The 20350-nt window shown below is 67.2% G+C and carries 17 protein-coding genes; 3 read left to right on the forward strand and 14 right to left on the reverse strand.

Going from position 1 to position 20350, the window contains the following annotated elements; translation table 11 throughout:
* Positions 1 to 789 precede the first annotated feature (789 nt).
* The 4 genes from ABZ909_RS35110 to ABZ909_RS35125 form a co-directional block, all read right to left on the reverse strand.
* Positions 790 to 1281: a recombinase family protein gene (locus ABZ909_RS35110; protein WP_357008607.1), complete on the reverse strand. Its 492-nt coding sequence runs from the start codon at positions 1279 to 1281 to the stop codon at positions 790 to 792.
* A gap of 68 nt (positions 1282 to 1349) precedes the next feature.
* The gene (locus ABZ909_RS35115; protein WP_357008610.1) at positions 1350 to 2099 is read right to left on the reverse strand and encodes a type 1 glutamine amidotransferase domain-containing protein; all 750 of its coding nucleotides are present in this window, start codon (positions 2097 to 2099) and stop codon (positions 1350 to 1352) included.
* Between the two features lie 689 nt (positions 2100 to 2788).
* Positions 2789 to 3781 (reverse strand): IPT/TIG domain-containing protein, encoded by a 993-nt coding sequence (locus tag ABZ909_RS35120; protein WP_357008613.1) that lies wholly within the window; start codon positions 3779 to 3781, stop codon positions 2789 to 2791.
* Positions 3782 to 4817: 1036 nt separating this feature from the next.
* Positions 4818 to 5903: a hypothetical protein gene (locus tag ABZ909_RS35125; RefSeq protein WP_357008616.1), complete on the reverse strand. Its 1086-nt coding sequence runs from the start codon at positions 5901 to 5903 to the stop codon at positions 4818 to 4820.
* A gap of 530 nt (positions 5904 to 6433) precedes the next feature.
* Here ABZ909_RS35125 and ABZ909_RS35130 point away from each other — a divergent pair.
* Entirely contained in the window at positions 6434 to 6940 is a 507-nt protein-coding gene (locus ABZ909_RS35130) for an IS30 family transposase (RefSeq protein ID WP_357008619.1), read from the forward strand.
* A 109-nt stretch (positions 6941 to 7049) separates the two neighbouring features.
* Here ABZ909_RS35130 and ABZ909_RS35135 read toward each other — a convergent pair whose 3' ends face one another.
* From ABZ909_RS35135 to ABZ909_RS35145, 3 genes are all read right to left on the reverse strand, one after another.
* Positions 7050 to 8639 (reverse strand): carboxylesterase family protein, encoded by a 1590-nt coding sequence (locus tag ABZ909_RS35135; RefSeq protein WP_357008622.1) that lies wholly within the window; start codon positions 8637 to 8639, stop codon positions 7050 to 7052.
* Between the two features lie 261 nt (positions 8640 to 8900).
* Positions 8901 to 9281 carry a glycine cleavage system protein GcvH gene (gcvH, locus tag ABZ909_RS35140; protein WP_357008625.1) on the reverse strand — a complete coding sequence of 127 codons (381 nt, stop codon included), beginning with the start codon at positions 9279 to 9281 and terminating at the stop codon, positions 8901 to 8903.
* A gap of 778 nt (positions 9282 to 10059) precedes the next feature.
* Positions 10060 to 10467, reverse strand: a complete 408-nt coding sequence (locus tag ABZ909_RS35145; protein WP_357008628.1) for a hypothetical protein — start codon at positions 10465 to 10467, stop codon at positions 10060 to 10062.
* A gap of 601 nt (positions 10468 to 11068) precedes the next feature.
* On the opposite strand from ABZ909_RS35145, the gene ABZ909_RS35150 reads away from it, so the two are divergent.
* Positions 11069 to 11509, forward strand: a complete 441-nt coding sequence (locus ABZ909_RS35150) for a hypothetical protein (protein ID WP_357008631.1) — start codon at positions 11069 to 11071, stop codon at positions 11507 to 11509.
* An 18-nt stretch (positions 11510 to 11527) separates the two neighbouring features.
* Here the strand turns inward: ABZ909_RS35150 and ABZ909_RS35155 are convergent, their stop codons facing one another.
* Positions 11528 to 11842, reverse strand: a complete 315-nt coding sequence (locus tag ABZ909_RS35155; RefSeq protein ID WP_357008633.1) for a transcriptional regulator — start codon at positions 11840 to 11842, stop codon at positions 11528 to 11530.
* The gene (locus ABZ909_RS35160; RefSeq protein WP_357008635.1) at positions 11839 to 12303 is read right to left on the reverse strand and encodes a hypothetical protein; all 465 of its coding nucleotides are present in this window, start codon (positions 12301 to 12303) and stop codon (positions 11839 to 11841) included. Before ABZ909_RS35160 ends, ABZ909_RS35155 begins: the two co-directional genes overlap by 4 nt.
* Positions 12304 to 12561: 258 nt before the next feature.
* Between ABZ909_RS35160 and ABZ909_RS35165 the strand changes: the two genes are divergently transcribed.
* Positions 12562 to 13785 carry an MFS transporter gene (locus ABZ909_RS35165; protein WP_357008637.1) on the forward strand — a complete coding sequence of 408 codons (1224 nt, stop codon included), beginning with the start codon at positions 12562 to 12564 and terminating at the stop codon, positions 13783 to 13785.
* 8 nt (positions 13786 to 13793) lie between these two features.
* Here the strand turns inward: ABZ909_RS35165 and ABZ909_RS35170 are convergent, their stop codons facing one another.
* The 5 genes from ABZ909_RS35170 to ABZ909_RS35190 all read right to left on the reverse strand — a co-directional run bounded on the left by ABZ909_RS35170 (position 13794) and on the right by ABZ909_RS35190 (position 20349).
* Positions 13794 to 15662, reverse strand: coding sequence for a Na+/H+ antiporter (locus ABZ909_RS35170; protein WP_357008640.1), 1869 nt, complete (start codon positions 15660 to 15662; stop codon positions 13794 to 13796).
* Positions 15663 to 15783: 121 nt separating this feature from the next.
* Positions 15784 to 16140 carry a hypothetical protein gene (locus ABZ909_RS35175; RefSeq protein WP_357008643.1) on the reverse strand — a complete coding sequence of 119 codons (357 nt, stop codon included), beginning with the start codon at positions 16138 to 16140 and terminating at the stop codon, positions 15784 to 15786.
* A 206-nt stretch (positions 16141 to 16346) separates the two neighbouring features.
* On the reverse strand, positions 16347 to 17681 hold the full coding sequence (locus ABZ909_RS35180; protein WP_357008646.1) for a pyridoxal-phosphate dependent enzyme: 1335 nt from the start codon (positions 17679 to 17681) through the stop codon (positions 16347 to 16349).
* Positions 17681 to 19102 carry a decarboxylase gene (locus ABZ909_RS35185; RefSeq protein ID WP_357008648.1) on the reverse strand — a complete coding sequence of 474 codons (1422 nt, stop codon included), beginning with the start codon at positions 19100 to 19102 and terminating at the stop codon, positions 17681 to 17683. Before ABZ909_RS35185 ends, ABZ909_RS35180 begins: the two co-directional genes overlap by 1 nt.
* The gene (locus ABZ909_RS35190; RefSeq protein ID WP_357008939.1) at positions 19099 to 20349 is read right to left on the reverse strand and encodes a heavy-metal-associated domain-containing protein; all 1251 of its coding nucleotides are present in this window, start codon (positions 20347 to 20349) and stop codon (positions 19099 to 19101) included. Before ABZ909_RS35190 ends, ABZ909_RS35185 begins: the two co-directional genes overlap by 4 nt.
* Position 20350 lies beyond the last annotated feature (1 nt).

Genomic DNA, 20350 nt, shown 5'->3' on the forward strand with positions numbered 1-20350 from the left:
GCCATGCAACACCGCACCGACAACCTCCTCGACGGCTTCCTCGCCGAAACCGGACTCACCCTCGACTCGGTAACTCCATGAATTCATCCTCAGTACTACCGGAACCCCCATTATCGGTCGATGTAATAGGTCGTTGTCCGGAAAACGGTTCTCGACACATGTGACTCGCAGCGATAAATGACGGTACTTTCGCGCTGTCATGTAGCGCTCGCGACCAGGGAGGCGACTGCGCGGGTGGCCGACTTTCGGCGTCTGGGTCCCCGCATCCGGTCGCGGTCGATGCGTCGTGGTGTGCTTCGGGGTGCTGATCGCGCGTCGAAGCGCGCCCGTACCCGATTCGCTCGAGCCGCAAGCGTATCGGCAACCACCGACAGGATGACATTGCCGCGTACACGGCAAGCTTTACCGAACCGGACTGCGGAAACGATCAGTGCCACAAGGTGTCTCACCAACATTCGTTGCCGATTCACGACACGGACCGGGTCCCCGGCCGGCCGAGCGTGCGCGGGAGAATCCGGCACCATCCCGACAATTCACGACGCGGTGCCGTCGGGATGGTGCTGCCGGGCTCGGAAAGGTCATGCGTAACTGCCCGGCGCTGAACCCTCTTGAACACCAACGGGATAACTCATACCTCTACGAGACAACCCGTCATCGACCCGCCACAAGTGCCCAAAGCCTCTTTCCGCGTTGGGGTTCCGGTAGTAATCGCCCGAATTCCGTTGGATTCTCAGCGATTACTACCGGAACCCCCCAAGGCCGGAGTCTCAGCCTGCAACTAGCTGACGGTCACCGTGCAGGTCCGGTGACGGTGTCGGCGCGCAGGCAACTGTAGACGGTTTCGCGGCTGATGCCGAATTCCTTGGCCAGCAACGACTTCGACTCACCCGCTGCGGCACGGTCGCGCAGCCTCCCGGCCTGTTCGGTGATGAGGACGGGTTTGCGGCCGGCGTAGGCGCCGCGCGCCTTGGCCGCGGCGACGCCCTCGCGCTGGCGTTCCAGGATCAGACGCAGCAGGGTCGCCATCGGTGAGTCCTCGCCGGTGAAGATCAAGCTCTCCTTCACGAATTCCACCCGCACGCCCTTGCCGGTGAGCAACCGGACCAGGCGGCGCAGGTCGTCGAGGTCGCGGGCGAGCCGGTCCATCGGGTGCACGATGCTGGCCCTCACGCCGGATCCATGCACTTTCGCGTGGGGGATCAATTCTCGGGCGGTTGTTCGAGTTCGTCGCTGATGAGATGCTCGGCGATGTCCGCGCTCGGGCCGCTCGAGGCCGACCACGCGATCCAGCGGGGTGGCGACTCGTCCGTGTTCGGCCTGAGTTGTCGGAGCACGTCTTCGGTGAGCCGTTATGAGGTGGTGAGTAGCTCGAGGTAGCGGCGAGCGAACAAGTAGGCATCGCCGGGCCAGCGCGCGGACAGGTAGTTGCCGTCGAGCACCGTGAAGGCAGGAGCGTCATCGGTGGCCGTGCCGCGGCGCACCAGTTCGATAGGGCCACGCTGGAATTGAGTGTCGGGGTGAGTCAGTGCAGCGCGGACCTCGTCCTCGACGTAGGCGGGATAGGTGCGGTAGTAGCGGCCCAGGCGCCAGGCGGTGGAGAAATAGGCGCTGCGCTCCATGTATTTCGGAAGACACGTGGTGAAGCGGTCGGCGAGGGCACTTCGGCCGGTGGCCGGATCCTGGGCGCGAGCCAGGACCAGCACGCCATGGCAGATCGCGCCGACCGGCCGATTCAGTGTCCAGAAGCGGCTGATCTGTTGTTGCAGTGGCCGGGAGCCCAGGTACTGGCGCATGCCGGGTGCGTGACCGCCCGGCAGCAGCAGCCCATCGAACTGTGCGACATCGATGTCCGACCAGCTGAGCGTGGCGCGGAACTCCGGAGCGGCGCAGAGTTGGTGGTAGAACTTCTTGGGCTCGTCTTCTGCACCGAGTTGGCCGAACAGGACACCGGTCAGCAGCCGGGGGTCGGCTTGCGGGACAACGCCGGCCCGCTCGGTGGCGAACACGACCTGATGTCCGGCATCAGTGAGAATGCGCCAGGGAACGGCGACCTCGGTCACGTCGAAATCCCTGTCGGGGACGGGCATCAGTACGCGCATTCCAACATCCTTCTATGAACGATCGTGAGCAGGTACTCGACTGGCCGCATTCGCCCTCTGATGGCCCGGACGCCAGAGCGGGGGAGAGGCCACATCGCCGCGTCAACCTTGCGCGGATCGTCGTCGCCCTCTCGGCGTCGGCCGGGGACAGCGTGAAGAACCGGAACAGCTCTTCGCGGCTGATCTCCGGGAACTCCTGCAGACGGGCCAACTCCTCATCCGCGAACACCCGCGTCGCTACGAACCAACCAATAGCGTTGGGAGCCAAGCCAACCAGCAACCGGCCGTCACCGCAGGTCGAATCCGTGATTCACCCGCGGGCCGCTGCGGCTACGGCATATCCGTTGTTTTCGGCGGTTGCTACCGGAACCCCAGGTCGGCGGAGATGGTTTCGACCAGGGCCATGCGCTGGTCGAACAGGTCGAATGTGGTTGTGGTGTAGATCAGTTCGGTGTCCAGCGGGACCACGCCGAGCACCGGTTTGGGCAGGTCGAACGCGGTGTCGAGCAGGTACCGGAGTTGCCCGGCCAGTTCGCCATCACGAGACCGACCATGAGGCGGGCCTCCTTCGACTGTGAGAACGCTGGTCGAGTGTCGTAACCGCCAGCATCGAAGGAGGCCCGCCCTAAAGGTGGAACCACAGGTGAGCAATCCCGATGAGCGTCAGTCGGGATCTTCAGTGAGCACCATCAGAGGAAGGTGAAGGCGACGCTGCCGCTGGTTCCGCTTGGGGTGGTGACGGTGACCGAGACCGCGCCGGGCAGGTGGGCGGGGGTGACTGCGGTGATCACGGTGTCGGAGAGGACGGTGAACGAGGCCGCTGGTGTGCCGCCGAAACTGACGTCGGTGGTGCCTTCCAGTGCTGTGCCGGTGAGGGTGACCGTCGTCCCGCCGAGCAAGGTCCCCGTAGTGGGAGAGATGGCGGCGAGAGTGGGTGCCGCGGCGAAGGTGTAGGCGACGCCGTTGCTTGTTGCGCTTGCGGTGGTGACGGTGACCAGCACTGTGTTGGGCGATCCCAGGGGGGTGACGGCGGTGATCGTGGTGTCGGACAGGACGGTGAACGAGGCGGCTGGTGTGCCGTCGAAACTGACCGCGGTGGTGCCGGTCAGTGACCTTCCGGTGATGATGACGGTTTGCCCGCCTGCCGTCGGCCCTGAGTTGGGAGAGATGCAGGACAACGTGGGAACCACGGCAAAGGTGAAGGACACGCTGTTGCTGGTTCCGAACGCGTTGGTGACGGTGACCGAGACTGCGCCTGCCGCGTGGGCGGGGGTGACGGCGGAGATCTGGCTGTCGGAGAGGACGGTGAACGAGGCCGCTGGTGTGCCGCCGAAACTCACAGCGCTCACGGTTGCCAGCCCTGTGCCGTTGAGGACGACCGTCGTCCCGCCTGAGGTCGCCCCTACCGTGGGAGAGATGGAGGTGAGGACGGGAGCGCCGTAGGTGTAGGACACGCCGTTGCTGACTCCGTCGGAGTTGGTGACGGTGACCTGCACTGTGCCGGCCGCGTGGGCTGGGGCGATGGCCGTGATCGAGGTGGAGGAGTTGATGGTGAACGTCGCTGCGGTACCGCCGAATAGCACGGTGGTGGGAGTGAGGGTGAACCCGGTTCCGGTGATCACGACGCTGTTGGCCCCGGTGGTCGGGCCCGCGTTCGGAGACAGGGATGTGATGGTAGGCATGATGTTCGCCGCCTTACTGCTGTAGTGATGATTGCTTCTGCTGCACCGGGTGGTTGCCCGGCACTTGTGATGCGGCCCGCTATCTCCAGTAATGCCTCGGATCGGTTACCGGGCAACGCGTCTCCCGGTCCGTTTTCGTCCGGTTCGCCGATTCCTGCCGGGTGTCGCAGACCCCGACACCCGCCCGGCCCGCAACCCTTGCACTCCTGCGGTTTTGCGGGCCGTGGCGAGATCCGCGCCCGCGGCGGCCGCGAGATCCTCGCTCGGCCAGGGCCCGCCGCCGTGCCGGGCCACGACATCACCGATCGTGTGCGTCACCCCCAGGTCGTGCGCCTGCTCGGCCAGACCGCCGTGGGTTCCTCACCGCCGCCGGCCTTTTCGCCGCCGACCTCATCGTCGACGTGCCGGGCCGCATCGGCGCCGCCGATGTAGCCATCGACCCCAGGCGATCTCCCACCGATGCTCCAACCGGGTCTGATCCCGCCGCACACACGTCTTCACGCACGACATATCCGTGATCACGAGCTGCTCGCCCAGACGCTCCACCACGACCAACCGAACACCGACACCGAGGACGGAGCGCGCATCTACTCCGCCAGGAGTCTCGATCAGATCCAAGCGTGGCTGGACACATAGGGCGACAGGCCCCGGCCCAGACATGCCGGGCCCGTCTCGACCGCTGTCACGAAGGGGACGGGACCTCGGCCTCTAACACCGAGGATCCCTTGCCACACCGACATTTTCGCCGCGGGTTCGAGTCGTGGGCGCCGATGAGCTCGCGACCCGGCACACCTAGGCACCCCGACTTCGCCACACGTTTTTCGACACGGCATCCGAACGACAATCCTGCTGTGACTCGCGGCGGAAAGTGGCGGTGTTTCCGTGGTGCCAATTGGCGCCGATCACGAGGTTCTGCGGGCGTCCGTGCGGCAGGGGATGGCTCGGGTTGCCGACGCTACGCCGAGCGCAGCACAGTAATCGGCGGCGATATTCGGCGATCCGGTTACCTACCTGAAACGTTGCCTGATGCGGCGATCTACGTGTGCCGGCTCGGCTCAGAGGTGCCGAGTCCCCACTGCACGAGCTTCTCAACAGGGATGTTCCATGCTCGCACCGCGGAGTTGGGGACGAACGTCGTGATTTCTGGAATTCCCTCCAGTTCCGGGACCGTGGCGAGGAAGTGGAGGTATCTGCCATCTTCGAGCCGGGTCGAGAAGGGTTGCTCCTGATCGTCGGGTCCGGGTTCGAACAACAGCTCGGGCTCATCGGCGAGCCACGGTTCCAGCAGATCCTCGACTTGGGTGAAAGTGACTCCGTTGAGCCAGTCCCGTTGCGGTTGTCCTGTGACGTAATCGTCGATCACGGAGAAGCAGAGAGTCGACCAGTCTTCGATATCGCTTGCTCGGCACTGGTCGGCCAGTCCGTCGATATCGAAATCATGCACGTCGGGATCCGGATCGCCCGCAGCCAAGCTGACGTAGCCGGCGTCGATATCCTGGCCGTCGGCACCGAACGCCCCCAAGGCGGAGTCCACCGCTGCGGCGAACCTGTTGTACTCGTCGAGTGTGAAGAATTCACACCAGTCGGGGACTGCGTCGCGCGTGGTGGGTGGGTCTGCGCGCTCGGCTTCCCGGCAGGCGGCCCGCAGCGGGGTGGCGGATTTCTGCAGGGTGCCCCGTTCTCGGTCTCGGACCAGCTGACGCAGATAGAATTCCGGGATCACACCTGTCGTGAATTCTGCCGGGGTGTTGGAGCGGATGACGGGGGCGCGGTTGTAGGGGTTGAGGTCGTCACCTGCACGATCCTGATAGCCCCAGCGGGCCGGTGCGACACGCAACAGGACTTCACCGATGTATCGCACTGTGCCGGTGGTGAACTCCGCGTTGTCCTGGATGCCGATGGCGGCCTGGTCCGGGTAGCGCGCGAGCACGATCGGTTCCAGCGGGTCCAGGGAGTCGAGGGTGAAGTCGAAAGGAAAGTCCGCAGGCAGATGGGAACGGCGCCACTGCTGCAGCGCACTTCCCATGCCGGCCAGCCATCTGTCCAGAAAGACGCGCGCCGGTTCGGTCATGTTCTTGCGGTCCTCGGCCATGTACGCCTCGGCCCGGTCATCCTCATGCACGATGTCCATCCTCGCGTACTGCTGGCGGGTTCCCATCTTTGAGTAGCGCGCTCGATCTCTGACCCGACCGTCGGTCGATGCACCGACCGTGTCTGGCGATCACGCGGGTATCCGGTCAGTGGTGAAACGAATCCATTTCATGAGCAACGCCGGAACCACCTACTCGCCTGTAATAGCCCGCTCACCCGGCGGTATGTGTCTCGTCAACGATGGTGGGTTCAAGGGGTCGCTGCATCGCTGCGTGGATGATCATGTCAGCGTGGAGGTTTGGGTGCGGGACTACGGGATGTCGGCTGCTCGCCAGGAGGAGTTGTGGCGCCGGTGGCGGGCCGGCGAGTCGTTCAGTGCGATAGCTCGATCCCTCGAGATGCCGCTGCAGCACGTCCGGCGGTTCCTCGCGCAGACCGCACGGCCTATCGGGCGGCCGTTGCCGATCATCAGTCGTATCAGCGCGCGCGACGGCCGAAACCAGCCAAGCTGGCGCGGAATCGGTTGCTGCGAGACCTTGTCGAGGACAAGCTCGCCCACTGTTGGCGTCCGAGCAGATCGCCGGTTGGCTGCGCCACCAGTTCCCTGGCGACGAATCGATGCGGGTCTCGCATGAGGCGATCTATCCGACCTTGTTCGATCCTCGGCGAAAGGCGATCGAGCGAACCCTGTCACGCAAACTCCGCACTGGCCGGCTGATGAGACATCCGAAACGAGCGCGCCGTCGGGACGGGCGCGCAGTCATCAGCGACCTGGTACCGATCAGCGAACGCCCGATCGCCGGCCACAAGGCCATCACCGCGGCGACAGGTACCCCGATCTACCTGTGCAAGCCTCGAAGCCCGTGGCAACGCGGCACCAACGAGAACACCAATCGCCCACTGCGCCAATACCTGCCGAAAAATGCCGACCTGCGCCGCTGGAGCCAAAGCGACCTCGACACCATCGCCGACGAACTCAACCACCGCCCCCGCAAGATCCACGGCTACCGCAGTCCCGCCGAGGTCTACGCTGACCACCTGAACAGCGGTGACGCACTGACCGTTTGAGCCCGCCATCGTTTTCCGAACGCATTGCTAATCGCCACACCGCCCGGCTCCACACGAGAGGAGCCGGGTGACGTGCCGTCCGGGGCTCACACGTTCGGGCAGGGGGGTATCAGTCGGTGTCGGCGGACAACTCGACGTTGTCCCACAGCTGTCGTTCTATCCCACGGGGGTCGTCGACGATCTGGTTCACCTCGACGTTGTCCTTGTAGAAGGTCATGGTCGATCGTTTGTTCGTGTTGTAGACCGGCCAGTTCTTCAGGGCGCCGGTTTCGGCGAACTCGATCCAGCGGGCGTGTATGGCCGTGGCCAGGTCGGCCGGGGGATCTTGGAGCAGTTCGTCGACGCCTTTGGCTGTGAGGGTGTCCCACACGAAGGGGATATCGGTGACGTGGCATGCGCCCAGCGGATGCCGGCCGACATAGGTTTTGCCCGAGCGCCATCCCAGTTCGTACACATAGGTTTTCGAGTCCCCGCCCCGGTCGGCCCGGGCCTCGGCCACCCGGATGGTGGAGATCCGGAACAGCCGGTCGGACATGACGGCGGAGAACACCTCGCACGGCAGGGATCGGGTGTAGGGGGCGCTCGACCGCGAAGCGTACTTGTCGTACATCGTGTCCGGCGCGCCGTAGACACCGAGCCGTTGCTGCAACGGTTTCGCCTCGGCGTCCACGATGGCCTTGTAGGGCATCGTGAAGAGCCGGTGCTCTTCGGTGGTGGTGCCGATCAGCAGCGGGATGTGAGCACCCGCGCCGGCGCGGATGCGGTCGTAGGCGATGCCGGACACCACGTCGTTGTCGACGACCGGCAGGAACGACATGCCGCAGGAGGCGATCGTGGTGGGGCCGAACCTGTCCGGGTCGGCGGTGTCGACGACCTCCTGATGCACCTGCTGCTGGGCGGCGATCAGATCGCTGAACGCGACCGCTCGCAGCGCGGTGGCGGTCGGTTCGACTTTCAGTTTCTCCGCGACCGCGGCCACCACCAGGGCCGCGTCCTGGGTGCTCTGTGCGATGTGGGCGGTGCCGCTTTGCACGATGGCCTTGTCGAACAGAGTGGGCCTGCTCGCCATCAGCGCGAGAATGCTCATCGCGCCGGCCGATTCGCCGAACACCGTGACATTGCCGGGGTCGCCGCCGAAGTTCTCGATGTTGTCGCGGACCCATTGCAGGGCCAGGATCTGGTCGAGCAGTCCGCGGTTGGCCGGGGCGGGGGCATCGGGCAGATACCCGAATCCCTCCAACCCCAGCCGGTAGTTGAAACTGACCAGCACCACACCGTCGCGAGCGAACGCTGTGCCGTCGTAGGCGGTTCCCGCCGACGCTCCCCGCACGAACGCACCCCCGTGGATCCACACCATCACCGGTCGCGGCTGCCCGGGTCGGCGCTGCGCCCACACGTTGATCGTCAGCCAGTCGGTCGACTTCTGGTTGATCCCGCCGATCAGCGCGGGATCGCCACCGAGCAACAGATCGCCGATGCCCGCGGTGCCACGCGGCGGCGTCGGACCGAACGCGTGCGCCGGATACGAGTCGATCCAGGGGTCCGGTGGTTGCGGTGCGACGAAACGGTTCGACTGCCACAGACCCGGCTCGACCCGCAGTTGCCCGTACGGGATCCCGAGGAACGCGCCGATCCCGTCCTCGACTCGCCCGGCAACCGGTCCGTAGCCGGTACGCACTTCCCACGTTTCAAACGACACGATGCCACCCCTGCCTTCCGTCGAAACCCGAGCAGCCCCACCCGAACCCGACGACCGGTCACCGACCGCCACGGCAGCAAAAACCGCTGGCTGCGTGCCGCGATGATCCAGGTCTACCCCACAAGCAAGCCGAGCGGATGCTGCGGGAGACCTGCCGCCTCCCAACACAAGCCTGACAGAACACCGCGCCCCATATGCCCGTTTCGCCACCGCACCAGCAAACGGATGTTCGACCGGATCGTCCGCGCAGTTCCAGCCTGATCAGCCCACGAGTTTCTGGTACGCGGCCGCGTCGAGCAGGCCGTCGCTCGAGGCCCCGGCGGCCAGCTTGATCCGGAACAACCACGTCCCGTAGGGATCGCTGTTGACGTCTTCCGGGACGTCCGCGGCATCGGTGTTGATCTCGACGATCTCGCCGGTGAACGGCGTGTAGATCTCGGTGGCCACCTTGACCGATTCCACCATGCCGACGCCCTCACCTGCTTTGACCCGCTTACCAACCGTGGGCAATTCGAGGAGCATGATGTCGCCGAGCTGGTTTTGGGCATAGTCGGTGAGTCCGACAGTCAGCCGGCCATCGGACTCGGTCCGGACCCACTCGTGATCGTCGGTGTACTCGAGGTCGGCCGGTATCGAGGACATCACGAACTCCCATCGGTAGTTGGTTACTCGTCCCTGCGGGGGGCTGGCCCCAGTAAAGGAAGGGTAGCGACGGAAGAAGGATCAGTGGGGCAACTATGGGGCCGACGCGTTCCCTGGTGACCTCTCGCGTACGCGCGCCCGCGCGCGAAGCCCGGGATCGATCCTGCGCTGAATTCACGATCGATGCCGCCGAAACCCTTGGAGACCATCGTTTTCCGAACGGCCCCTGTGTGTTCGAGTCGCCACGAGCGACCACGCGCAGCGGTGAACGCCAACGCGTGCAGATGTCCGTTCGTCGGGTCCGCCAGTCGTGAATCTGCTTATGCGAGAACGCAGCATCCGATGCGAGTCGGCAGCAGACGGGTTGTCCGGGACCCCCGTGTCCGACCACGACCGATATCGGTTGTGGCGTGTCGCCGGAGCGACACTCGGCCGGCGACGTATTCGGATTGACACCAGTGGTCCAAGCTCTCCCACTGAAGGTCGGCAGCCTCCCGACATCGTTTTCCGAACGCCGCTATCAGGGCAGTTGGGGATGTCGGGGGTCCGCTGCCGCGCGGCGCACGGGCGGCAGCGGCCACCGTCGAAGAGAATTCTCGTTCATGTCCGATACCGAATCGTCGGCCGAGCGATCACGGCGTCAGCACATCGTCCATCGTCTAGCTCCTGGGCGCACGGGGTTCCGGTAGTAATCACCGCTACCAACGGATTACGCATATACGTTGTTTTTTCGGCGATTATTACCGGAACCCCTGCTCGCGCGGACCCGCCCGGGTCGCTAGCCGGTGACCACGCAGGCGCTGCCGAGGTTGAGGCCGGTGCTGACCGTGACCAACGCCCACTGCGAGCCGTTGTAGGTCCAGGCCTGGATGTAGTGCACTCCGGTCGAGGTCGGCGTCCAGCTGGAGGTGCCGGTGCCGCCGCTGCCGAGGCTGAACTGCTGCTGACCGAAGGTGGCGGTATTGCTGTCGTAGAGCCAGACGTATTCGTACGGGCTGCCGTTCACGGTGACCGTGTACGAACAGTTGGTGCCGTAGCCACCGCCGCCGAGACCGATGCTCGACCCGCTGGACACGCTGACACTGGTGACATACGCCGACGCCTGCGGCGCGGCGAGCACGAGCGCCGCGGCTGCGGCTGCGAAGGTGGTGAATGCGGTGAGGGCCGACTTCCGTGACCGGATCATCGTCGATCATCTCCCCAGATGAACGGAGGAATGGGATCTTTCGCGCCAATGGCGCATTCCACCAGTGTCGGTGTTCGGGACCCCCGGCACACGCGTATCGGGCTACTCGTTCCGGGCCGTCCCGGTGGTCGTCCCGGCCTCATGATCAGCGGTTATCGTCCAGCTGGCACCGATCGGTCCGAAAAGTTCGATGCCCCTAACGATCCCCTAATTCCCGTGCCCATCGAGCGATGCAGCTATCTTGCCGCTACCGTTCTGGATATCCGAATCGTGCCCAGGCGGACACGCGCAGACGCCCCCGGCACCGGATGCCCGCGAGTCTCTTCCCCGGGACTCGCACCCGCGTCCCCGCATCAGGCGGCGCCGCGAACACGGCGGCGCCGAGGCCACCCCCGATCCCGGCCTCGGCGCCGCCGCACCGCAATTCGAGACCGCGACACCTCCCCGGCATCGTGACGGCGATCGACCACGATTCCGCCGCAAAACCATCGGAAACCGGCCGGTGCTGCAATGATCGATCCGGATTTGTCTTCAGTTCGGGTCGGCACCGCGAATCAACCTGTGCCCGTGGACTGTTCGAGGTGCAGAAGGATCGCCCTGTATGACCGCAAGCCGGTACGCCAGTAAACCCGTCGTCGCCGACGTGCCCGAGCCCTCCAGCTGGGGACGCCATCTGGGAATCAACGAGGATGTCGCCGACGGTCTCGACGCCGGGCAACTCGGCGCACTGATCTTCGTCCGGAAACTGGTGCGCTGCTGGTACATCGCCAATGTGCTACTGGCGCTGTCGATCTGGGCCGCGATCGCGCTGTGGGCGCGCCTCTACGGGCAGGCCACCTTCGGTGACTGCGCCGCGGTCAGCGGGTTCACCAGCCGCTGCGACCCCGGCTGGCAGTCGCTGATCATGGGGCTGGTCAGCGGATTCGTGGTCGCGACGGCGGTGTTCGTGCTGACCTCGCTGCCCTGCTTCGTGATCGGCTACGCCATCCGCTGGTCGGCGCGCGCCATGGCCGACCGCAACGAATGGCGAATCACCGACTGATCCCCCGGCCGTCGCTGCCTAGTCGGCGGGATTCTCCGGCGGCGTCGCCCCGGCGACGATCTCGCGCAGCGCCGCGACATGCCCGTCGAAGGCGTCACGCCCGGCACGGGTCAGGCGGGCCCGAACCTTGCGGCGACTGCCCTCCAGACGGCGTTCGGTGGCGACATACCCGGCGTCCTCCAGCGTCGCCAACTGCTTCGACAACGCCGAATCCGACAGATTCAACCGCTCTTTGAGGAAGGCGAACTCCGCCCAATCCGCCGCGGCCAATGTCGCGACCAGAGTCAATCGCGTACTCGGGTGGATCAATTCATCGAAGCGGGCCACGCTCACGCGCGCACCCAGCGACGCCCCATCCGCAGCGTCTCCGGCCCGCCGAACCCGATGACAGCCGCGATCAACACCGCCGACCACGTCCGCGGATGCCCGGCTCCATCGGCGTGCAGCAGCAGGGCCGCCACCGCGGTCAGCGCGGCCAGGATCAGCAGCATGGTGATCACGACCAGTGGTGTGTGCCGTCCGGCGACCTCCGTGCTGACCTGAACCCGACCGGTGCGGTGCCGTCCATCCAGCAACCGTGACGCCAGCGCCGAATGCCCTGCGCCGAACGCCAGCGTCGCGACCGCCGTCAGCCACCCTGGCCCGAAATCTCCGATCACCCCCAAAAACACCCAGCCGCAACCCATTCCCCACCAGTACCCCCGCGGCAACCCGACCTCCTCGGCCACCTGCCGCCGCGCCCGCCCCGCCGCATCCAGCGCCGCCCGGGCCTGATCCGGAGTAATGCCGTCCATGTCGACTCCTCACTTTCCTAGTAGGAAAGTAAGAATCTACTTTCCTGGTAGGAAAGTCAAGCGATGGTTGGTAGCCGACCGGCCATTTCGGGTCCGGCACCGCGAAGAGCATTGCGCACGAACATGATCGACAGCACCCCGCAGGGGCGGTCGCCACATCGCCGGCCCCTGACCGAAATGCTGCGACGTCCGGCCCGAAGCGCCGACCCGCTCGCGACCGCCCGGGCTGAGGGCGGCCGGCAGGGGAGACTGTCGCTCATGGCGGACAAGATCGAGCGGGGGCCGGCGGATCGGCCGGCCGGGGTGAACCGACTGTCGCCCCTGCGGTTCGTGACGGCGTTCGGTGTGGTGAGCATGCTCGCCGACGTCGTCTACGAGGGGGCGCGGTCGATCACCGGCCCGTATCTGGCCACCCTGGGCGCCTCGGCCGCACTGGTCGGCTTCGTCACCGGAGCCGGCGAGGCGGTCGCGCTGGTGTTCCGCCTCGTGACAGGCCCGTTGTCGGACCGCACCGGCCGGCACTGGGCATTGTCGATCACCGGGTACGCGCTGACGGTGGTGTCGGTGCCACTGATGGCGCTGGCGACCTGGTTGTGGCCCGCCGCCGGGCTGGTGGTCGCCGAACGGTTCGGCAAGGCCGTGCGCACTCCAGCGCGCGACTCCATGCTCGCCCAGGCCGCGAGCGCGGGCATCGGGCGCGGGAAGGCGTTCGCGGTGCACGAGGCACTCGACCAATCCGGGGCGCTGCTGGGACCGCTGCTGGTCGCAGCGATGATCGTGCTCTCCGGCTTCCGGCTCGGATTCGCCGTACTCGCCCTTCCCGGCGCGTTGGCGCTGCTCACCCTGGCCTGGTTGCGGCGCGCGGTGCCCCGGCCGGCGGCCTATGAAACCGGGCATCACGACGCCGGGACCGCCGTGCGCGCCGATGGCCGGTTACCGGGCCGATTCTGGCTCTACGCGGCGTTCACCGCGACCTCGATGGCCGGGTTCGCCACGTTCGGGGTGCTGTCGTTCCATCTGCAGGCCCGTCACGTGCTCCCCGACGGTCTGATCCCGGTCACCTACGCCGCCGCCATGGGTGCGGCGGCGCTGGCCGCGCTCGCCTCGGGGCACCTCTACGACCGGATCGGGTTGCGGGGGCTGGTGATTGCGCTGCCGCTCTCGGCGGCGGTGCCGCTGCTGTCGTTCTCGACCCATGCCGGTCCGGTGTGGGTGGGAGCGATCGTGTGGGGCGCGGCGATGGGCATCCACGAATCCACCCTGCGCGCCGCGGTCGCCGACATGGTCCCCGCCGCACGCCGCGGCACCGGATACGGCGTGTTCACCGCCGTCTACGGTCTGGCCTGGCTGGCCGGCTCCACCCTGATCGGCGTGCTCTACGGTCGTTCGGTGTCCGCGGTCGTCGTGTTCACCCTCGCCACGCAGGCGGTCGCACTGATGTTGTTCGTGCCGTTGGCATTCGGCGGCTCATCCCGCCGTTGACCTCGCGGTCAGCCCAGCAGTTCGTCCAGATAGCACCAGCGCCAGGATTCGCCGGGCTCGACGCTGCGCATGACCGGGTGGCCGGTGCTGTCGAAGTGCTTGGTGGCGTGATTGCCGGGGGAGGAGTCACAGCAGGCGACGTGCCCGCAGTCCAGGCACATGCGCAGGTGGACCCAGACCAGGCCCTCGTCGAGGCATTCACCGCAGGCATCGGGGGTGTCGGGGGTGCGGACGCAGGGGGCCTCGCGCAGGTGCTCGCAGGCGCCGGCGGTGACGGGGGAGCGCAGCGGCGTGCCGTCGTCCTCGTCGGCCTCGGCGACACGGTCGATGGTGGACTCCTCGATGTCGAGGGTGGCCATGACCGCCTGCAGGACCTCCTGATCGACCTGGCCCGAATCACGGATGCGCAGCACGGTTTCGCGTTCGGCGGCGAGCATGGCCAGGCGCAGACGTCGGTACTCGCCGCTGGGGGTGACGCGCTGGGATTCGGAGCGGCCCAGCAACTCCCACGCAGCCTGGGCGCGCACCACCACGCGATTGCGCAGGGCGTCGACCACGTCCGGCGGGGTTTCGGGGGCGATGTTCTCCTCGAGCGCCTTCAGTCCCGCGACGGTGGCCTGTTGCAGCAGATTCGCTTCCTGCAGGAGGTCTTCGGCCTGACTGGGCCCGCGCAACCGCAGCACCCGCACCAGCCACGGCAGCGACAAGCCTTGCAGCAGCAGCGTTCCGCCCACCACCACGACCGCCAGCAGCCGCAGCGTCGCCAGCTCCGGGGTATCGCCGGGCAGCAGCAGCGCCGCGGCCAGCGTCACCACCCCGCGCATGCCCGCCCACGCCACCACCGCCGGACCGGTCCACTCCGGCTTGGGTTTTCCCTGCCGCCGCCCTTCGACCCGCCAGGCAGCGTAGGTCGCCGGGAACACCCACACCGGGCGCACCACGATCACCGTCACCAGCACCGCCGCGCAGGTCCACAGCAGCGTCGAATGCGACAGCCCGCTGTGCCAGGCATCCTCGACCAGATGCCGAACCTGCAGGCCGATCAGCAGGAAAACCGCGCTCTCGAGCAGGAATTGGATGGTGCGCCAGTTGGTGTGCTCGGCGATGCGCGAGGCCGCGCTCTGCCACTGCGGGGCGCCGTGACCCAGGATCAGGCCACAGGTCACCACCGCGATCACACCCGAGGCGTGCACCCCTTCGGCGGGCAGGTACGCGATCCACGGCACCAGCAGCGACACACTCGTGTCCAGCACCGGATCGCTGATGCGGCGGCGCAGGAACGCCAGCACCATCGCCGCCACCCCGCCGATGAGCGCGCCACCACCGGCCGCGCCGATGAAACTCGCGCCCGCCTCCCACATCGTCACGCTGCCGGCCGTGGCGGCCACCGCGGTGCGCAGGGTCACCAGCGCGGTCGCGTCGTTGAACAGCGACTCGCCCTCGAGCAGCGTCACGATCCGGCGCGGCATCCCGACCCGGCGCGCCACCGCCGTGGCCGCCACCGCATCGGGCGGGGCCACGATCGCGCCGATCGCCACTGCCGCCGAGAACGGCACCGGCAGCAGCCAATACACCACCCCGCCCACCGCGAACGCGGTGAACAGCACCAATCCCACCGACAGCAGAGTGATCGTGGTCTTCTTCGGCCGGAAGTCCACCAGTGATGTGCGGATCGCCGTCGTGTACAGCAGCGGCGGCAGCAACCCCAGCAACACCAGTTCGGGTTCGACATCGAACTCCGGCACGAACGGCAGATACGAGCCGATCACCCCGGCCACGGTGAGCACGAACGGCTCACCGAGCCCCAGCCGGCGCGCACCGGCCGCCAATGCGACCGCCACCGACACCAGCAATACGAGTCCGAACGCCCACTCCACGAGATCATCGTGCCAGCCGCCGTGTTCGATTCCGCCATCGGCTCGCCACCAGCGAACAACCCCGCCCCGGCCACCGGCGCGGGACGAACCCGGCCGGACTCGCCTCGTCGTGGGACCGGGGCTACTCCGCGTGCCCGGACCGCGAGCGGGTGATCGCGAAGACCCCGAACCGGGCGGCCAGCGCCACCAGCCACAGCACCACGCCGACCAGGTTGAACACCGTCCCGGCATCGGTATAGGCACCGATCAGGATGGAGACGACACCCGCCGAGAAACACACGACGGTGGTGGCATGACAGACGGTCAGAGTGATGCGCAGGTCGGTGTCCGGACCGGCGGCTGGCTCGATGCTGATGGTGAAACTCCTGGCAACGCTGGTGAATTCGACCCCCGGCACCTTAGCGCCCCGCACGCCCAAGTGCAGACTCCACGAGTTCACCGACGTCGCACCGGACCGCGGCCCGATCCCGGTTACCATGTTGCCCAACATGATTCGCGGGCGGGGGACCGATGCGCGTGGATGCCGAGCACCACTGGCCATTGGCGGCTGCGCCCGAGTGGGCGACCGGGCCGGGCAACTCGCGGTCGATGCCCGCGTCATCGCCGTCCTGGTCGCCCTCGGCCCGCGACTACGGCGCACGCCCGCACCATTCGGGGCCGCCCGAGAATCGGTTGCCCCGTAACTCATTCGGGACGCGGCGCGGATTCCATGGGTTTGCCCGCATCCCGCCACGCGGTGATGCCGCCCGCGAGGCTGCGCGCGTCGTACCCGGCGCGGCGGGCCACGGCCGCGAAGCGCAGCGACACCTCACCGACCGGGCAGACGAAAACCACGGGGCGCGAACGCGAGAACGGGACGCCCTGGGTGAGCATGTCGTCGAGGTGATCGTCGCGGATGTTCATTGCGCCCGGCACGTGCGCGATCCGGTAGGCCATGGCGCCCCGGGTATCGACGATGGTCGGGCGGGCGGTGCGGTCGAGCTGCTCGAGCTCATCGGGGGACAGGGCCGGGGTGGCCGACAATTCGTCCGCGGTCGGGGCGGGCGCGCGCCCGGGTTTGCCGAACAGCTCCGGGCGACGTTTGCGGATGTAGGTCAGGTACGGTTCCAGGCGGTCGCAGACGATGACGACCGCGACGAGCGGATCGGCCCGGGCGGCGGGCAGTTCCAGGGTCGCGAGGAACTCCAGGGCCGCGGCATAGGCCGCACCGCTGGTGGGTCCGGCGAGCACACCGTGTGCCGTGGCCAGTTCGAGCGTCGCGTCGACCGCGCGGCCGGCCTCGATCGCCATGATGCGGTCGTAGAAATCGGGCTGGAACAGGCCGACATCCCACATCTCGGTCTCCGAGCGGATACCGGGAATGAAATCGGAACGCTCGGACACCACCGCGATGGTCTTCAGCTCCGGATTGTGTTTGCGCAGAAATGTCGCCGTGCCGCGCGTCGACCCGGTGGTGCCCAGCCCGCCGACGAGATAGTCGACCCGGGTGATGCCGTCGCGCGCCAGATCCTCGTGGATCTCCCGCCCGGTCCCGTGATGGTGGGCCTCGATGTTCTTCTCGCTGGTGTACTGCGATGGGTGATACCAGCCCCCGGGCGTGCGCGCCATGGTCGATTCGATGATCGAGTACACGTCGTTGGGCGCGGTCGGATCCGGGCACTCCGACAATCCGGGCAGCTCCTCGATGTCGGTGCCCAGCAGCTGCAACAGCTCCCGCACCTCGGCGACCTTGATCCGGTTGGTCACCGCCCGCAACCCGATCCCGTGCATGGCCGCCAGAATGCGCAGCGCCTTGGCGGTATTGCCGCTCGAGGCCTCGATCAGGGTCTTCTTCTGCGCGACGATGTCATGCAGGTCGTCGCGGATCATGCCCCACGCCACTCGGTCCTTCACCGACCCGAACGGGTTGTAGAACTCCAGCTTCGCGTACAGCTCCACGTGCGCGAGCCCATGCACGGCCGGATCCAGACGCAGCAGTGGGGTATTGCCGATCAGCTCGGTGATGTGGTCGTAGAGCATCAGTGCACCTCGTGCCAGTCGACGTCGCGGCCCACCGAAAACGTCCCGGACCGCTGCACCACGGCCAGTTTCGGCGGCACCGGATGCATGGATGCACGCGCTGCCGACAAATCCATGTGGTAGGCAGCGGTATTGGGGAAGACGACGAAGTCCCCGGGAGCGGGCAGCCGCGGCAGCCACACCTTGTGATTGGTGATCAGATCCCGCTCCAGGCACAACCGCCCGGCCAGGAACACCCCCACCGCACCGGAATTCGCGTCGGCCGAATCGCGGGCGGGCACCAGGATCGGGTCCACCATCACCTCCTGATCGGCCGGGGTGACGGTATCGCGGCTCAGATCCAGATTCACCAGCGTGCTGCCGTCCGCGGTCTCCTTCACGAATTCCACCCGCGCCACCGTGATTCCGGCGTGGTCGACCAGCGCCTTGCCCGGCTCCAGCCAGATCTCGATCGAGTTCTCCCCAGCCAGCTGTGCAAAAGTGCGGCCCCCCTGGGATTCCAACCCCGTATCCAGCAGGTCTGCCAGCATCCGGTCGGCACTCACAATGTTGGCGTATTTGTGAAAAACCGGTGTCCCGTGTACCGCGCCGTCCTCGAGATGGAACCCGAAGGTGTTGCCGCCCCAGGTCATCGGCTCCCCGCGCCCCACCAGCGATTCCCGCAGCGCGTGCACATACGCATCGAACGCATCCGCGTCCGCGGTGAACACCTGCCGGAACCCGCCACCGATATCGAGCACCGACGGCGCCAGCCCGTATCCGTAGGCGCGTTCGGTCAACGCCAGGCAACTCTCCACCGCCCGCACCCGCTCGGCCGGTTCCCCCGAATCCAGGTGAAAGGCGAACCCGCGGAACTCGATCCGCTCCCGCTGCGCCGCCAGCAGCGCCAGCACGGCATCGATGCGATGCAGCGGCACCCCGAACCGGCTGATCGGTGTCCCCGCGAACCCGCACACCCGCACCAGCACCGGAACCCGCGTCGGCGTCAGCGCCGCAATGCGTTCCAGCTCCCACGCATTGTCCACGTTGATCGTCACCCCACTACCCACCAGCTCCCGCACGAACCCCTCGCCCTTGGGCCCGGTCACCTCGATCCGCTCCGGCTCGAACCCCGCCTTCAGCGCACTGTCGAGCTCGGCCGCAGAGGCCACGTCGATCCCGGCGCCCGCCGCCCGCGCCGCCTCCACGAACGCCCGCGACTGATTCACCTTGTGCGCGTAGCAGATCCGGAACCCCGGCACCCGGTCCGCCAGCTCTGCCCGCAACCGCTCCAGGTTCTCGGCGAACACCTGCGGAAACACCAGATGTGCGGGCGACCCGAACTCGGCCACCGCGTCGGCCACCGCGTCCGGCGCGGCCACGAACTCCCGCACCAGCGCATGCATCTTCGCCGGCAGTCCCGGCGGTGCGGTAGCCGTCATACGGCGGATTCGGTGGGTGCGGGTGTGACCGCGGTCGGGTTGTAGCCGCTGTCGCGCAAGGCCTCGAACACGCGATGGCGGTTGCGGGGGCTGCGGAACTCCGCGACCACCCGCTTGCTGCTCAAGTCGATGTCCTGCACGCCCACGCTCATCGACTCCAGCACCCCGGTGATGGTGCGGATGCAGTGCTTGCAGGTCATGTCGGGCACATAGAACACCCGGTCCTCGGCGGCGAGTTCCGCGGTGTCCGAGCCGGTGTCGGCCGCCACCTCGGCGACGGTGACCCGATCCACGATGCGGGTGAACACGTCGGTGAACGTGTCGATGACCACCGGCAGGATGCTGTAGTGCTCCCCGTCGAGCTGATGCGGCATGGCCGCCAGGCACGCCGGGCGCGTCCCGGGCGGCAGCAGCGCGTACTGGCGCGAGATCAGATCCAGCTCGTCGTGGTATCTGGCGATGGCCGCGGCCACGCTCAAACCCTCGGTGTGGGTGGCGCGGCGCATGACCCGGTGCGCGTCCCGGATGGTCATGTCCTTCATCGCGCGCAGCGTCGCCACCGTCTCCGCCGAATACCGTACGGTCCCATCGGGTTGGGTGGTCAACGTCCCCGCGATCATGCCGCGCCGGTAGCTCGAGGCCTGCAGCTCCCAATACCAGCGCGTCGCCACCGCCCCGTAGATCCCCGAATCCCGCATGCCGGCCGCGAATTCGGCCGGCGTCCGATACGGCGTCCACCGCGCCAGCAGCGCGTGCTGGGCCAGCGCCCGCCCCGCCGCCTCGATACCCACCCGGAAGATCTCGGACGGCTCGTGATCGGTGGTGGTGCCCTCGAGCACCGCCTCGTTACGCGGCGTCAGCTCCGACATGCGCCGGGTCAGTGCGGTATCGGCCTGCAGCGCATGCCACAGCGTCAGCACCGTCTCGCGCATGGCGATGGGCACGATCGGGCCCAGACCGCCCACGCGGTAGTGCCCGGTATTGGGGATGCCGTCGCTGTCGGTCCAGGCGATGCGATGGGTCGCGCTGGTCACCTGGTCGGCGCGGCACGGGCGCATGAACCGTTCCAGGTACAGCCGCTGCGACAGCGTCAGATGCGAGCCCGGTTCCGATTGCAGTGCCGCGCACGTGTATTCGACGCGCCGCGGCGGCGGCAGCACCGGGGGCGCGCCCAGGCCGGGCCGGGCCAGCGCGGCCAGCACCCGGGAGGCGGCACGCCGGTCGTAGCGGGGTTCGGGGCCGGACATG

The sequence above is a fragment of the Nocardia sp. NPDC046763 genome (assembly GCF_040645495.1).
GTDB lineage: Bacteria > Actinomycetota > Actinomycetes > Mycobacteriales > Mycobacteriaceae > Nocardia.